13 protein-coding genes are annotated in these 14,534 nt (G+C 60.5%); 10 read left to right on the top strand and 3 right to left on the bottom strand.

Features of this window, described 5'->3' with window-relative positions:
* Nucleotides 1-65 precede the first annotated feature (65 nt).
* From xthA to BN4575_RS06080, 8 genes are all read left to right on the top strand, one after another.
* A complete protein-coding gene (gene xthA / locus BN4575_RS06045) occupies nucleotides 66-872 on the top strand; it encodes an exodeoxyribonuclease III (protein WP_068977527.1) in 807 nt (268 codons plus the stop codon).
* Nucleotides 873-1,015: 143 nt separating this feature from the next.
* Nucleotides 1,016-1,447, top strand: a complete 432-nt coding sequence (locus tag BN4575_RS06050) for a PPC domain-containing DNA-binding protein (RefSeq protein WP_068977528.1) — start codon at nucleotides 1,016-1,018, stop codon at nucleotides 1,445-1,447.
* Nucleotides 1,448-1,455: 8 nt separating this feature from the next.
* A complete protein-coding gene (locus BN4575_RS06055) occupies nucleotides 1,456-2,034 on the top strand; it encodes an ECF transporter S component (RefSeq protein WP_042018813.1) in 579 nt (192 codons plus the stop codon).
* Entirely contained in the window at nucleotides 2,034-2,735 is a 702-nt protein-coding gene (locus tag BN4575_RS06060; RefSeq protein WP_068977529.1) for an energy-coupling factor transporter transmembrane component T, read from the top strand. Before BN4575_RS06055 ends, BN4575_RS06060 begins: the two co-directional genes overlap by 1 nt.
* Nucleotides 2,732-3,550 (top strand): energy-coupling factor ABC transporter ATP-binding protein, encoded by an 819-nt coding sequence (locus BN4575_RS06065; RefSeq protein WP_068977530.1) that lies wholly within the window; start codon nucleotides 2,732-2,734, stop codon nucleotides 3,548-3,550. The genes BN4575_RS06060 and BN4575_RS06065 overlap by 4 nt, the downstream gene beginning before the upstream one ends.
* Complete coding sequence (locus tag BN4575_RS06070; protein WP_083221007.1) at nucleotides 3,537-4,289, top strand: energy-coupling factor ABC transporter ATP-binding protein; 753 nt, start codon at nucleotides 3,537-3,539, stop codon at nucleotides 4,287-4,289. The genes BN4575_RS06065 and BN4575_RS06070 overlap by 14 nt, the downstream gene beginning before the upstream one ends.
* A gap of 204 nt (nucleotides 4,290-4,493) precedes the next feature.
* Nucleotides 4,494-5,693, top strand: a complete 1,200-nt coding sequence (locus BN4575_RS06075) for an efflux RND transporter periplasmic adaptor subunit (RefSeq protein WP_068977532.1) — start codon at nucleotides 4,494-4,496, stop codon at nucleotides 5,691-5,693.
* Nucleotides 5,694-5,702: 9 nt separating this feature from the next.
* Nucleotides 5,703-8,807: an efflux RND transporter permease subunit gene (locus BN4575_RS06080; RefSeq protein WP_068977533.1), complete on the top strand. Its 3,105-nt coding sequence runs from the start codon at nucleotides 5,703-5,705 to the stop codon at nucleotides 8,805-8,807.
* 57 nt (nucleotides 8,808-8,864) lie between these two features.
* Here BN4575_RS06080 and BN4575_RS06085 read toward each other — a convergent pair whose 3' ends face one another.
* The 3 genes from BN4575_RS06085 to BN4575_RS06095 form a co-directional block, all read right to left on the bottom strand.
* Nucleotides 8,865-9,950 carry an HlyD family secretion protein gene (locus tag BN4575_RS06085; RefSeq protein ID WP_068977534.1) on the bottom strand — a complete coding sequence of 362 codons (1,086 nt, stop codon included), beginning with the start codon at nucleotides 9,948-9,950 and terminating at the stop codon, nucleotides 8,865-8,867.
* Nucleotides 9,947-10,402 carry a hypothetical protein gene (locus tag BN4575_RS06090; RefSeq protein WP_068977535.1) on the bottom strand — a complete coding sequence of 152 codons (456 nt, stop codon included), beginning with the start codon at nucleotides 10,400-10,402 and terminating at the stop codon, nucleotides 9,947-9,949. Before BN4575_RS06090 ends, BN4575_RS06085 begins: the two co-directional genes overlap by 4 nt.
* Before the next feature lie 186 nt (nucleotides 10,403-10,588).
* Nucleotides 10,589-11,788 carry an OmpP1/FadL family transporter gene (locus BN4575_RS06095; protein ID WP_068977536.1) on the bottom strand — a complete coding sequence of 400 codons (1,200 nt, stop codon included), beginning with the start codon at nucleotides 11,786-11,788 and terminating at the stop codon, nucleotides 10,589-10,591.
* 399 nt (nucleotides 11,789-12,187) lie between these two features.
* On the opposite strand from BN4575_RS06095, the gene BN4575_RS06100 reads away from it, so the two are divergent.
* Both BN4575_RS06100 and BN4575_RS06105 read left to right on the top strand, forming a co-directional pair.
* Entirely contained in the window at nucleotides 12,188-12,694 is a 507-nt protein-coding gene (locus BN4575_RS06100) for a hypothetical protein (protein WP_068977537.1), read from the top strand.
* Nucleotides 12,695-12,996: 302 nt separating this feature from the next.
* A complete protein-coding gene (locus tag BN4575_RS06105) occupies nucleotides 12,997-14,529 on the top strand; it encodes an efflux RND transporter periplasmic adaptor subunit (protein ID WP_068977538.1) in 1,533 nt (510 codons plus the stop codon).
* Nucleotides 14,530-14,534 lie beyond the last annotated feature (5 nt).

Consider the following 14,534-nt stretch of genomic DNA (forward strand, 5'->3'; position numbering starts at 1 on the left):
ACTTGCATCCAACGCTGATTCCGAGTCCAATAGCGGCTTATAAAAATGACATGAGCATCCCGAACATGAAGATCATCTCTTTCAATATCAACGGCCTGCGCGCACGCCTTCATCAATTGCAAGCCATCATCGACAAGCACCAGCCCGATGTGATCGGCCTGCAAGAGATAAAAGTACACGATGAAGCCTTCCCGCTCGCCGATGTGGAGGCCATGGGTTATCACGTCGAGTTTCACGGCCAGAAAGCCCACTACGGGGTGGCAATCATGAGCAAGAAGAAGCCGGTCAAGGTGGAAAAGGGCTTTCCCACCGATGACGACGATGCCCAGCGCCGGATGATCATTGCCACCTTCGAGCGAGAAGATGGCTCCCTCATCAAGGTGATGAATGGCTACTTCCCGCAGGGAGAAAGCCAGGATCACGAGACCAAGTTTCCGGCCAAGCAGAAATTCTATGAAGATTTGCAGCACTATCTGGAGACCAACCACACCCCGGATGACCCCCTGGTGTTGATCGGAGATGTGAATATCTCCCCCACCGATCTCGACATCGGCATCGGCGAGGCAAATCGCAAGCGCTGGCTGCGGGATGGCAAGTGCTCTTTCCTGCCCATCGAGCGCGAATGGATGGAGCGCCTGAAAGGGTTCGGCCTCACCGACACCTTCCGCGCAGCCAATCCCACCGAGTGCGAGCGCTTCTCCTGGTTTGACTACCGCTCCAAGGGCTTTGACGAGAACCGCGGCCTGCGCATCGACCTCATCATGGCCTCTGATGCCCTCAAGGACACCGTCACCGAGACCGGTATCGACTATGAGCTGCGCGGCATCGAGAAACCCTCCGACCACGCCCCCATCTGGGCCTGCTTCGCCTGATGCGGCGCAAGGTTAACCAATGAGCCGCTGCGAGTTTGCAAACTGTGAAGCGGCTCGCGGTTGCCAGCGATAAAAGGGCGTAAACAGCCTATCCAGACAAGGTGCCTCATGGCACCTTCTTTTTGCAGCAAGGAGTGCCTGACGTGACCACCACGCAACTTCCCCTCTCTACCGCCCGCTTTCTGGCACTGCGCCTGTTGCCGAGTGAAGATCTGATCGCCGGATTGCGCGCCCATATGGCCCGGCATGGCCTGCAGGCGGCCTGGATCGCCGGGGCGGTCGGTAGCCTGACCCACGCCAACCTGCGCTATGCCGCCCAGCCCGATGGCACCCTGCTGGAGGGGGCCTTCGAGGTGATCGCCCTCGGCGGCACCCTGGACCCGGAGTGCGAACACCTGCACCTCTCCATCTCTGACGAGCAGGGATTGATGCGCGGCGGCCATGTGCTGCCCGGTTGCCGGGTGCGCACAACCCTAGAGCTTGTTATAGGGGAGCTGCAAGAGTACCGTTTTGACCGTGCCCCCTGCCCCCAATCCGGCTATGAAGAGCTGCTCATTACCCCCAGAACCTTGTGAGGATCACTATGTCCGTCAGTAAACTCTCCAGCTACAACCTGGCCTTTATGGTCATCTGCATCGCCATCAACATGGTGGCGGGACAGGCGGTCTCCATGCTCAAGCTGCCCATCTTCCTCGACTCCATCGGGACTGTGCTCTGCGCCATTCTGGCAGGCCCCTGGATGGCGGTCGCCACCGGTCTGCTCACCAACCTGCTGTGGGGCCTGCTCACCGGCCCCATCGCCGCGGCCTTTGCCCCGGTCGCCATGATGATTGGCCTCAGCGCCGGACTGATGGCGCGCGCAGGCTGGTTCAACAATCTGCCCAAGGTAGTGGTGAGCAGCGTGGTGATCACCCTGGCACTCACCCTGGTGGCCATTCCCATCCGCTCCTACCTGTTTGGTGGCGCCACCGGCAGCGGTGCTGACTTTATGGTTGCCTACCTGCATGCCATGGGCAGCGATCTGCAAGAGTCGGTCGCCGTCACTGTGCTCGGCACCAACCTGCTGGACAAGCTGCTGACCGTGCTGATCGCCTGGGGGCTGGTACGCCGCCTGCCGCAGCGCACCCTGCGCCACTTCCCGCAGATGGCCGCCGTGCGCTGATGCACCCGTTTACCTCCCTCGCACTCTGGCTCTGGTTTTCGGTCACGGCCAGCGTGCTGCCGCCCCCCTGGCTCTGGGGCTGGAGCCTGCTGCCGCTGCTCGCCCTGGTGCTGCTGCCGGGGGCCCGCTCCCGAGTCAAGCTGGTGCTGGCGGTAATGCTGCCGCTGGGACTGGGGCTCTATCTGGTGCACGGCCCCTGGTTGCGGATCCTGCTCGGTATGCCAGAAACGCCTGCCAGCGAAGCGTTCCCCATTCTGCCCCTCTGGTGTCGCCTGCTCGCCTGTCTGGCCAGTGCCCAGCTCTGGCTGTGGGCGGTCTCGACCGAGCGGTTTGTCCATGCGCTGTTTGCCAGCCGGCTGCCCATCGCCCTCTCCTACCTCTGCTGTGGCCCGCTGCTGCTCAAGGAGCAGCTTGGCCACCAGCTGCAGGCCATCAAGGAGGCCCAGCTGGCCCGTGGCGTCCCCTTTGACGGCCATCCGCTAGCCCGGTTGCGCGCCACCATCCCGCTGCTCTCGCCACTGGTCGGGCAGGCGCTGAGCGAGCTGGCGACCCGCAGCATGGCGCTGGATCTGCGCGGCTTTCGCAGCCAGCCGACCCGCACCCGCGTGGTCGAGATCCCGCAGCAGCACCATGAGCCGCTGCTGCGCTACCTGTTACTGATGCTGGTGCTGCTGGAGATCGTCTGGAGGTGGTGGCCATGATCTCGCTGCAAGGGTTGACCATCGGCCATGCGGCCCACCCTGACCACTTTCAGCTGGGGCCTCTCGACATTGAATTGGGCGCTGGCGAGTGGCTCACCATCCTCGGCGGCAACGGGGCCGGAAAATCCCTGCTGGCCCAGCTGCTGGCAGGAGGTTGGTCCCAACTGCACCTCAACACCCTGGCCGGGACAGGCATAATCCTCGGTACTCCCCACGACGGGGGGCAGCTCAATAAACAGGCGGCCCAACGCCAATGGGTGCAGCAATCCCCCTATCTGCAATTTTCCGGCTGCTGCTTTTCGGTGGCGGATGAGGTGGCCTTCGGCCCCGCCAATCTGGCGCTGCCGGTGGCGGAGATCACCCGGCAGGTAGCTGACGCCATGGCTTGCTGTCACTGCGAGGAGCTGGCGACGCAACATCCCCTCTCCCTGTCAGGAGGGCAGGCCCAGCGAGTAGTGCTGGCCAGTGCCCTGGCGATGGCGCCCAAGCTGCTGATCCTGGATCAAGCCTTCAGCCGCCTGACCCCGGAGGCGAGCCACACCCTGCTGCGGCAGATCCGCCGCTACAGCCAGCAGAGCGGCTGCAGCGTCATCTTGCTGGAACAACGGCTCTTTCCGGCCGCGCACTATTGCGAACAGTTCGTGCTGCTCGACCATGGCCGCCAGCTGACCAGCGGCGAGCTGGGCGAGGTACTGCCCCATTTACCCGGGCGGGTGATCCTGCCGGACTCCCTGCGCGAGGCGTTGCAGGCGCGCGACCCGCACCACCATCCCTACCCTTTGGCCATTTTGCGGGAGTTTTATGCTGAGCTTTGACCGCCTCTGCTTCTCATGGGCGCCGGACAATCCCTGTCTGCACGACATCACGTTGCAGATTGCCAGCGAGGAACAGGTAGCCATCGTCGGGGATAACGGCGCAGGCAAGTCGACCCTGCTGCGCCTGGCGGCGGGCCTGCTGGCCCCCACCTCCGGCACGGTGAACTGGCAACAACAGGCGCTCTGCGAGCAGCGGGCACTGGCACGCGCCAGTCAGATAGGCTTTCTGTTTCAGGAGTCGGAGCGCCAGCTGTTCCACAGCCGGGTCGACGATGAGATAGCCTTTGGCCTGCGCCTGCAAAAGCGGCCGCGAGAGGAGATCAGCCAGCGGGTGGCGGCAGCGCTGGCGCAGTGCGAGCTGACACAGTGGGCGGCATCCCATCCGCTCGATCTCGATGCAGGTCAGCGGCGGATGGTGGCGGTGGCCTGCCTCCATGCCATGCAGCCCGCCTTGCTGCTGCTCGACGAGCCGAGCCGGGATTTCGATCCCCGCTGGCTGGCCATTCTGGAACGCTGGCTGGCCAGTGAACGGGCGAAGGGCACCACCATAGTGGCCATCAGTCACGATGCCGAATTTGTCAGACGCAACTTCACCACTCTAATTGAGCTAAAAGCTGGCCGTCTGGTAGCCCACGGCCCCGCAGCCGAACGACTCTCAGCCCTTAATGGCTATAACCAACACGAGAAGAGCAGCGCCCTGCTGCTGGCAGCCCTCGCCCAGGCCGAACATCCCCGCTGACTTACTCCGGGCGCGGAAAAGACATGAATCGTTCGCCAATCGTCAACCCCAATTGCCATGCCGAGCAGCTTGGGTTCAGGTTACCCCCCTATCATCCTTGATTCCCTTAATAAATAAGTTGTTTTTTTTATCATGAAGTTAATGATGTGTATGGAACAACGCGCTGAACGCAGCCACCGGGATAGACCCAACAGGAGTTTGATGATGCAAGTGCCTAATGCAGGACGAAATAATTACAAACGCAGCTTGCTGACCCTGGCGCTGATTGGCGGACTGAGCGCCTGCGGCGATGACGCAACCCAGACAGCCCAGTCCATGCCTGCCGTGCCGGTGGTGGTCGCCGAAGCCACGCTGACCGATGTGCCGCTCACCACCGAGATGGTGGGAGAGACCGCCGGTTTTCGCGAAATTGATGTGCGCTCCCGGGTCAGTGGCATCCTGCTTAAGCGCACCTATGTGGAAGGTCAGCCGGTCACCGCTGGTCAGGAGCTGTTTCTGATCGACCCCGAGCCCTACAAGGTGGCGCTGGAGCAGGCCAAAGGTTCTCTGGCACAGGAGCAGGCGCGTCTCAACAAGGCCCGCGCCGATCGGGATCGCATCATTCCGTTGTTCAAACGTCAGGTGGTGAGCCGCAAAGATTATGATGACACCATCGCCAATTACGAAGGTGCTATCGCCAGCCTGCAAGCGGTGCAGGCCAAAGTGAAAGAGGCAGAGCTAAACCTCAGCTACACCCAGGTGACCGCCCCCATCAACGGTATGGCGAGCAAGAGTTCCCAGTCCGAAGGGAGCCTCATCTCCACCAGCGGCGACAACGGCCTGCTCACCACCATCACCCAGTTCGATCCCCTCTACGTCAACTTCTCCTACTCGGAGCAGGATCGCCTCAAGTTCGAGAACTCGGTGAAGAAAGGGGTGATTGAGGCGATGGATGCCACCACCTGGCGCACCCATATTCGTCTGGCCGATGGCTCCCTCTACCCGGAGGCGGGCAAGCTCAACTTCTCCGACAACCGGGTCGATCCCCAGACCGGCACCATCCGTGCCCGCGCCATCTTCGACAATAAAGAGGGGGCGCTGCTGCCCGGCCAGTTTGTTCGTATGACCATTGATCTCGGTTTGCGCAAAAATGCCATCGTGGTCCCCCAACGTGCCATCGTTCAGTCTCAGGCAGATCGCATGATGATGGTGCTGGATGCCGACAACAAAGTGATCCCCCGACCAGTCAAGCTGGGTCAGGTGGTCAGCGAGGGCGTACTGATCGACAGCGGCCTCAATGCCGGTGACCGCTATATCGTCGAAGGCTTGATGAAGGCACGACCCGGTGCCGTGGTCAAACCTGTCTCTGCCGACGAAATGAAGGCCATCACCACCAAGGTGATCAGCCAGTCTGCGGCCAAATAAGGAGCGCGTATGTTTTCCAAGTTCTTCATTGATCGCCCCATCTTCGCCAGCGTGATTTCGATCATTATCGTGCTGGGCGGGTTGGCGGCGATGCGCGCGCTCCCCATCGAGCAATATCCCCAGATCACCCCGCCGGTGGTCTCGGTCACAGCGTTTTATCCCGGCGCAACCCCCGAGGTGATCTCCCAGACAGTGGCGGCGCCGCTGGAGCAGCAGATCAACGGTGTGGAGCGGATGATCTATATGCAGTCCGGTTCAGCCTCCAATGGCCAGATGAACCTCAACGTCTACTTCGAGATCGGCACCGATCCGGATCAGGCCACCATCAACGTCAACAACCGGGTCTCGGCCGCCATGGCCCAATTGCCGGAAGAGGTGAAGAAGCAGGGGGTGACGGTAAAGAAGAAATCGACCTCCATCCTGCAGGTGGTGACGCTGCAATCCCCAGACGGGGCATTTGATACCACCTATCTGTCAAACTACGCCCTACTCAACATCATCGACGAGCTCAAGCGGATTCCCGGCATCGGTGATACCACCCTGTTTGGCGGTACCGACTATGCGATGCGGATCTGGCTGCGGCCGGATCGACTGGCCCAGCTCGAGCTCACCCCGAGCGATGTGATCGGCGCCATCCGTGAGCAGAACACCCAGTTCGCGGCAGGCAAGATCGGCGCCCAACCCACCACTGCCCCCATCGACTTCACCTACACGGTGCAGACCAAAGGGCGCCTTGAGGATGTCACCGAGTTCCAGAACATCATCGTCCGCTCCATGCCCGATGGTTCCAAGATCCGGGTTCGCGATGTCGCTCGGGTCGAACTGGGTGGCAAGGATTATGATCTGGTGGCCCGCGCCAATGGCAAACCGGCCATCGGTATCGCTACCTATCTGCAACCGGGCGCCAACGCCGTTGCCGTTGCCGATGCGGTGCATGCCACCATGGAGCGACTCAAGGAGCGCTTCCCGCAGGATATCGAGTACCAGATCCCCTACGACACCACCGAATTCGTGAAGATCTCCATCGAAGAGGTAGTCCACACCCTGTTCGAGGCGATCGTGCTGGTGTTCGTGGTGGTCTACCTGTTCCTGCAGAACTTCCGCGCCACCCTGATCCCCTGTATCGCGGTGCCGGTGTCGCTGATCGGGACCTTCGCCGGCATGCTGGTGCTCGGCTTCTCCATCAACCTGCTGACCCTGTTTGGCATGGTACTCGCCATCGGTATCGTGGTGGATGACGCCATCGTGGTGCTCGAAAACGTCGAACGGATCATGAGCGAGAAGAAGTGCTCGCCCAAAGAGGCTGCCATCCTCGCCATGCAGGAGGTCTCCGGCCCGGTGATCGCCATCGTGCTGGTGCTCTGTGCCGTGTTCTTGCCGGTCGCCTTTATGGGTGGCATGACGGGGGTGATGTACAAGCAGTTCGCCATCACAGTCGCGGTCTCGGTGGCTATCTCCGGTCTGGTGGCACTGACCCTCTCCCCAGCCCTGTGTGCCGTACTCCTCAAAGAGGGGCATCACAAACCGGCCCGCTTCTTCGTCTGGTTCAACAACAGTTTTGACAAGCTGACCAACCGCTACGTACGCGGGGTAGCGTTCCTCAACCGCCGGGTGGGCGTAGCATTCAGCATCATTGCCGTACTGCTGATCTCCATCTACGCGCTCTTCCTGAAAGTGCCGGGCGAGCTGGTACCGAATGAAGATCAGGGCTATCTCATCTCCGCCGTCATGCTGCCGGATGCCGCCTCCATGAGTCGTACCCAGGCAGTGGCTGAAAAATTCGACCAAATTGCCATGGCCAACCCGAATGTGAAGGATGTGATCACCTTCTCGGGCTTTGACATTCTCTCCAACGCCATCATCAGCAACAGTGGTATGACCTTCATTACCCTGAAGGACTGGAGCGAGCGTCAGGGTGCCGGGCAGGACTCCTTCTCGCTGGCCAAGACCTTCCAGGGCATGAGCCTGATGGGGCTGGCTGATGGCTTTGTCGCCTCATTCAACCCGCCACCCATTCAGGGAATGTCCACCACCGGTGGCCTCGAAGCCTATCTGCAAAACCGTGGCACCGGCAACGCCCAGGCCTTCTCCGGCGAAGTGGAGCGCTTCCTGGAGGCAGCCAAACAACGACCGGAGTTTGCCAGCGTCACCACCACCTACCGCGCCAATGTCCCTCAGGTCTATCTCGACCTGGATCGCGAAAAGGCCAAGGCATTGGGGCTGCCGATCAATGCGGTGTTTGACACCATGCAGGCCACCTTCGGTCAGGTCTATGTCAACGACTTCAACCAGTTCGGCCGCACCTACCGGGTGCAGTTGCAGTCCGAGGCAGACTACCGCGCCAAGAAGAGCGACATCCGCAACGTCTATGTCCGCTCCGACAAGGGGGAGATGATCCCGCTCAGCAGTCTGGTCACGGTGCGTGATGCCACCGGCCCCGAACTGGTGGAGCGCTTCAACATCTTCCAGGCCGCCAAGATCATGGCCCAGCCCGCCCCCGGCTACAGCTCGGGTCAGGCTATCGCCGCGCTGGAAGAGGTAGCCAACGACACCCTGGGCAACGACGCCAAGCTGGAGTGGACCGGTGCCGCCTATCAGGAGAAAGCGGCCGCAGGCAGCGCCGGCACTGCATTCGGCTTTGGTATCGTGATGATCTTCCTCATCCTGGCTGCCCAGTACGAACGCTGGAGCCTGCCGTTTGCGGTGATCACCGCGGTGCCGTTCGCCCTGTTCGGCGCCCTGCTCGCCACCTGGGCGGTGGGCCTCACCAACAATGTCTACTTCCAGATCGGGCTGGTGACGCTCGTCGGGCTGGCGGCCAAGAACGCCATCCTGATCGTGGAGTTCGCGGTGATGAAACACGAAGAGGGGATGAGCCTCATCGAGTCGGCACTGGAGGCGGCGCGCCTGCGTTTTCGCCCCATCGTGATGACCTCGCTCGCCTTCATCCTCGGCTGTGTGCCGCTGGTCACCTCCAGCGGGGCCGGTGCGGCAAGCCGTCACGCCCTCGGCTGGCCGGTCATCGGCGGCATGCTGGCGGCCACCTTTATCGCCATCTTCTTTATCCCGCTGTTCTTCCGGCTTATCATGGGCCGCTCGGAAAAACAGACCTGACCTGCCCGCTTACCCTGACCAGGCCCCTCCTTCACGGAGGGGCTTTTTTTTTGCAAATTACATGGCAAACAGATAGGCCTTCATCGCCTTGAGCCGCACAGTCGCCCCGCCGATGATGTCAATAAAACCGAGTAATGGATGCGGCTTGTGTGCCGAGATCCAGGCCGAACCCGTGGCCCCGATGGGCAGCACCACACCATCAGGCTCCAGCATATCGAGGATCACGGTGCGACCATGGCTGGACATGTTGTTGCCCACATGCTGGCGTACATGCTGATCCCCTTGCATCGCCGTCAGCTGGGCTTCACCGGTACCGGTACGCACTGAATGCACTCGCGCCCGGAAGATGCGCCCCGGATAGGCATCCACATAGAACTCGGCAAACTGGCCCGGCTCAATGGCGCGGTAGCTCTGATCCGGTATCCGGAACTCGAGGAACTTGCGCGAGGTATCGTAGAGGTGCATGTTGCCGGTGCGTGAACCGTTGGCCAGATTGACCACCGACACCTGGCCGTCGAACGGCGCGCGGATCACCTTCTCTTCGTTGCGGCGCTCCTGCAACGCCAGCTCGGTTTCAAGGTTCAACACCTGGGAGCCGATGATTTTCAGCTTGGCATCACTGGCACTCAACTGCGCCACATCACCATCGATCTGGGCCTGTAACTGGTCGCGACTCTGGATGCTGGAGTAGTTACCCAGCTGGGTCAGCCGCGCTAACTCCTTGCGATTGAGGGTCAGCCGCGACTGGATCGCCTGTTGCTGACTGAGCTCGGCAACGCTCTGGGCCTGCTGGGCGGTAATCTGGTGGCTCAGGGCCTGCGCCTTGCCGTCACTCTCCCAGTTGGCGAGGGTATAGATGGGCTGTCCCCGCTTTACCTGCTGGTTATGAACAACATGGATTTGATCTATCTGATGAAACTGATTGGTACCCAACAAAGGGCCCAGTACGGCATGGGGTGCCTTGACCGTCGCCGAATCGGTAAAATCTACCGGCGCCAAATGGCGGGAGGTCGTCAGCAAGCCAAGCGCCAACAAGGCACCGATGGCAGTGCTCCAGAAGCCGGTCTTGAGGTTCCAGGGCAGCACATTCAACTTCACCAGCAGCCAGACAATCAGGATATAGGGCAGCAGTATCTCTTTCATGATGTCTCCCCCTGCTGACGGCCACGACGAATACCATGACCAATGATCTGGCTCACCCGCTCGGCCAGCACATCCCAACGGGCAAAGGCGATGATGATGGCCAGCACCCACCAGGTCTTGTCGATAAACAGGCCGCACAGGGACAAGGCAAACACCAGAGTGATATGCACCGACTCGGACAATTTGGCGCGATGTACCGCAATTTCATGCAGTTGCCACAACAGATGGACCAGATAGAGCACCACATAGAGAGTAATGACGGTGATCACCCCCATAAACAGCTCGGAATCAAGTAACACCATGATGGCTGGCACGCCGTGATTGAACTGAGCCGCATCCACCGGATAGATCTGAGCCCCTTTTGAGAAGAACAGCACCAGTGCGACCGTGACCAGGATGAACGCCAGACGCCAGAGCCAGCGAACGAACAGGGATGAGTGAGGGGATGACATTATCTGTTGCTCCTCGTAAACAGGGTATCCAGCAAGCACGTCTTGATGACGGCAGATTTAAATCGGCAGATAGCCGCTCACAAGCGGGTCAGCAATCTGCACAGTGCCAATGTTCACACGTTGCGGGCTGACACCTGAGTATCATGCGCAAGCCCCCAACCAGTGGGGGCTTGCTTAACGGACGATTTAGAACTGGTGTTGCACACCGATATTGAAGAAATTGAGGTAGCTGTTGTTATAGGTGCCAGAGATGTCAGGACGGCCTATTACGTTGTTGCCAAAACCCTGTTGGTCAACCGCCATATCCCCCAGCCAGGCCAGGGTATAACTGGCTTCAAGCTTGGTGGCCGGGCTCAGCTGATAGCTGGCACCCAGACCCCAGCGCCACCCCTCTCCCATCGGCAGGGTGACGGTACGATGAGCATCGTCCACGGCGCTGCTGTCATAGGCAATACCGCTGCTCAGACGCAGGGCTGGGGTCACATCGAACTGGGTACCCAAGCTGACATGCCAGGTGTCCTTGTAGTGCATATCAATGGTCTGGCTACCAAGCACTGATGCAACATCGATATCGCCAAAACGGGACCACTGCTGCCAGTTGGCGCTGGCCAGCAAGGCCCACTGGTCGTTGAGCTGGTGATAGCCGCTCAGGGTGACGGTCTGCGGGATCATCATATCCACACCAAGACCTGCGAGATTGACGCGACTGAACAGCTGATCTTCCAGCTCCCACTTCAGTTCGGAGAAGTAGCTCAGGCCGATGCGGGAGTGCTGATCCAGCTCGTAAAGCACCCCGAAGGAGGCGCCATAGGCCCAGTCGCTATCGGAAAACTCGCGACCATCGCCCATGCCCGGCGTTAGATCCAGAGAAGACTCCAGCGCACCATGCATAGCGATCAGGCTGGCACCCACCGACCAGTTGGAGTCAATGCGATACGCCAGGCTCGGTGCCAAGGCGATACCGGTCAGCTTGGCGGACTGGGCATAACCACGACCATCCCAGCCATCACCATAATCGATACCCAGACCGTGGCTACCAAACATACCGAAACCGACAACCCACTGATCATTGAGGGCATGGGTCATATAGACGCTGCCCAGCGGGGCAGTCTGCAGCGCATTGCCACCGTTATTGCCACCATTGTCCAGATCCAGCTCGAGATCGCCGTATACCACACCGCCATTGACCTGCAGCTGGGTGCCTTCCAGCTTGGTCATACCGGCCGGGTTGCTTGCGATGGTCTCTGCTCCCTGGGCACGGGCAGCCGCCCCTGCGTTGGCCAGTGCACTGTTGGAGGTGCTGGTTTCGTAGAGGGCAAGGCCGCCAGCCATTGCTGATGGGCTCAGCAAGGCAGCAAGCATCAGCGACAGCAGTCGTTGCTGCATTTCGATACTCCTGAATAATGAACAAAAGGGGCACCCGACAGGGAGTGCGTATCAACAATCACATCTAACGTATTTGGCTATCAGCATCCGGAAACCTGACGGCGTTATGCGGCTCGTTCCTGGCTCCCCGCCATTGCAAGGCTTGGCAAGCATGTTGTGTTGACCCGTCCTGCTGCGATAAACGCCAAACAAGGAGATGACGGGACATCACTCAATAGCGAAAACTGACAGGCCCGCATCCTAAAGGCAGGATGCAGTAACGTCATTAGAGTTGGGGATACGTAATGATTAAGCATTACTTAACGATAAGACCGTAATAGCCCGCCCTTCTTGTACATTTTGCGACATTGACCTTCACCTCAAAGTAAGGTTTACAGTCCAACTATCTGATCCCGAAGGATGCCCGGATTGTCACTCACCCAGCTCGCTGCAAGATTGCCCTCAGTTGCGTTGGCCCGGCTATTGCTGGCGCTGCTGCTTATCTGCAATCTGACCCTCTGCATCAGCTGGCATGGGGCGCAACCAGCGCTCGACACCTCGCCCCGACAAATGGCCTCTCAGTCACACAAGATGGTGACGAGTGGTAGCGAGATGGGCGAGCCGATGGCAATCATGGATCACCAAAACAGTAGCGTCCCCCTCTCCTGCCATCAGGGGATGGGAGACGATGCCGCCATGAGCGGTGAGTGCCAGATGCAGACCGGCATCTCGGCAGCCGCCAGCGCCCTGCCGCTGTTTGGCATGCTGCTCTCCCTGTTTATCTTGCCACTGTTGCTGCTCCCCTCTCTGGGGGCTGCCAGCCATAGGCTCGATCTCTGGCTGCGGGATCCCTTCCTGCGCTCCCGCGGTACTCACCCTCCCTCCTGGCCGCGCCGACATCTGATGCTGTCGGTGCTACGCCACTAGAACGATCTTCTCCCGTGCATAGGGCAAGTCTCACCTTGCCACTATCTGCACACCTTTATCGCTTGACCCTGTGACCACTGGCGCAGCCAGCAACAGGGAGCCGTGCGTCCGCTGACTCGTCAGCAACGCCCCGTTTGCCGCCAGCCCCTTTGGTGATGCCTTGCACCTCAACCACCCCGCGGCCTGCACAAGAGAAGACGTATCATGTCACCAGCCAACTGTTCACCGTCCAAAGTTGCGGCCTTCGCGGGCGCATTACCCTCCTGCACTTTCTGCATGCAGATCCGCGCCGGAGGCCAGTCATGAACAAGACCGTCCTGATGTCGGCCCTGCTACTTGCCCTTGGCGCCGGTGGCGGCTACTGGGCCGCCAAACAGACCTCCGATGGCGCCAGCGTCAAAGAGAAGACGCCCCTTTACTGGGTCAACCCCATGGATCCCCGCGACAGGCGCGACGGCCCTGCCAAAGACAACATGGGGATGGACTTTATCCCCGTCTATGAGGAGCAGAAAAGCGGCTCGCCAGGCACCGTCACCATCAGCCCCGAGATCCAGCAGAACCTGGGGGTAAGACTGGCCAAGGTCGAGCGACTGCCTATCCACCAGCAGATCGAGACGGTGGGCTATGTCGGTTATGACGAGGATCGGCTGGAGGCGATCAACGCCCGCATGGCGGGCTGGATCCGCACCCTCGCCATCAAGAGCGAAGGGCAGAGGGTCACCAAGGGAAGCCTCATCTATGAGCTCTACGCGCCGGATCTGGTCAACGCCCAGCACGAATACCTGCTGGCGCTCAACACGGCCAACCCACTGCTGCTGCGCGCTGCCGAGGGCAAGCTCAAGTCCCTGCAGGTGCCGGCGGATCAAATCGCCGCCCTCAAACGCAGCCGTCAGGTGCGCGAAACCATCAGCATTTACGCCCCCAGCAGCGGTTATGTCTCCGAGCTCAAGGTGCGCGAGGGCCAGTATGTGGAGCCCGCTGCGGCGCTCTTTAACATCAGCACCCTCCAGCAGGTGTGGGTCAGTGCCGAGGTGTTCGAGCGCCAGGCCGACCAGCTGAAAGTGGGGGATCCGGTCACCATGACTCTCGACTATGCCCCCGGCCGCAGCTGGCAGGGTCGGGTGGATTACCTCTACCCGACCCTGGATGCTGCCACCCGCACCCTCAAGGTGCGGCTGCGCTTTGACAACCCGGACGAGTTTTTGAAACCCAATATGTTTGCCAAGGTGAGCATTCGCACCGGGCAGGGAGAGCCGCAATTGGTGGTGCCGAGCGAAGCGGTGATCCGCACCGGCAGTCAGGATCGGCTGGTGCTGGCGTTGGGGGATGGCAACTTCAAGTCGGTCGCCGTCACTCTCGGCCCCCAGTTTGGCGACAAGGTTGCCATCAAGGCAGGGGTAGAGGCTGGGGATAACATCGTCAGCTCGGCGCAGTTCCTGCTCGACTCCGAGTCGGCCATCGATTCGGACTTCCAGCGTATGACGGCAGTGCGCCCTGCACAGGTGTGGACCCAGGGCGAGGTTGAAAGCATCGATCTGGCCAACCGTACCCTGATGGTCTCCCACCAGCCCATCCCTGAGTGGCAGTGGCCCGCCATGGAGATGGAGTTCACCGTCGCCGACGGGGTCGATATCAGCAAGCTGGTCGAGGGGCAGACCCTTCATCTGCAGGTGATACAGGAGGGGGATGAGTACCGCATCACCAACATCCATCAGGAGAAGGCGCCCGCTACTGACGGCGACGCCAAGCCTGCAACGGATGAGATGGAGAAGATGGAAGGCATGGACCATAGCCAGCATCAGATGACGATGCCCGAGGTGGAGAAGAAGTCATGATCCCT

The sequence above is a fragment of the Aeromonas sp. EERV15 genome, assembly GCF_900079845.1.
In the GTDB taxonomy this organism is placed as follows: Bacteria; Pseudomonadota; Gammaproteobacteria; order Enterobacterales; family Aeromonadaceae; genus Aeromonas; species Aeromonas sobria.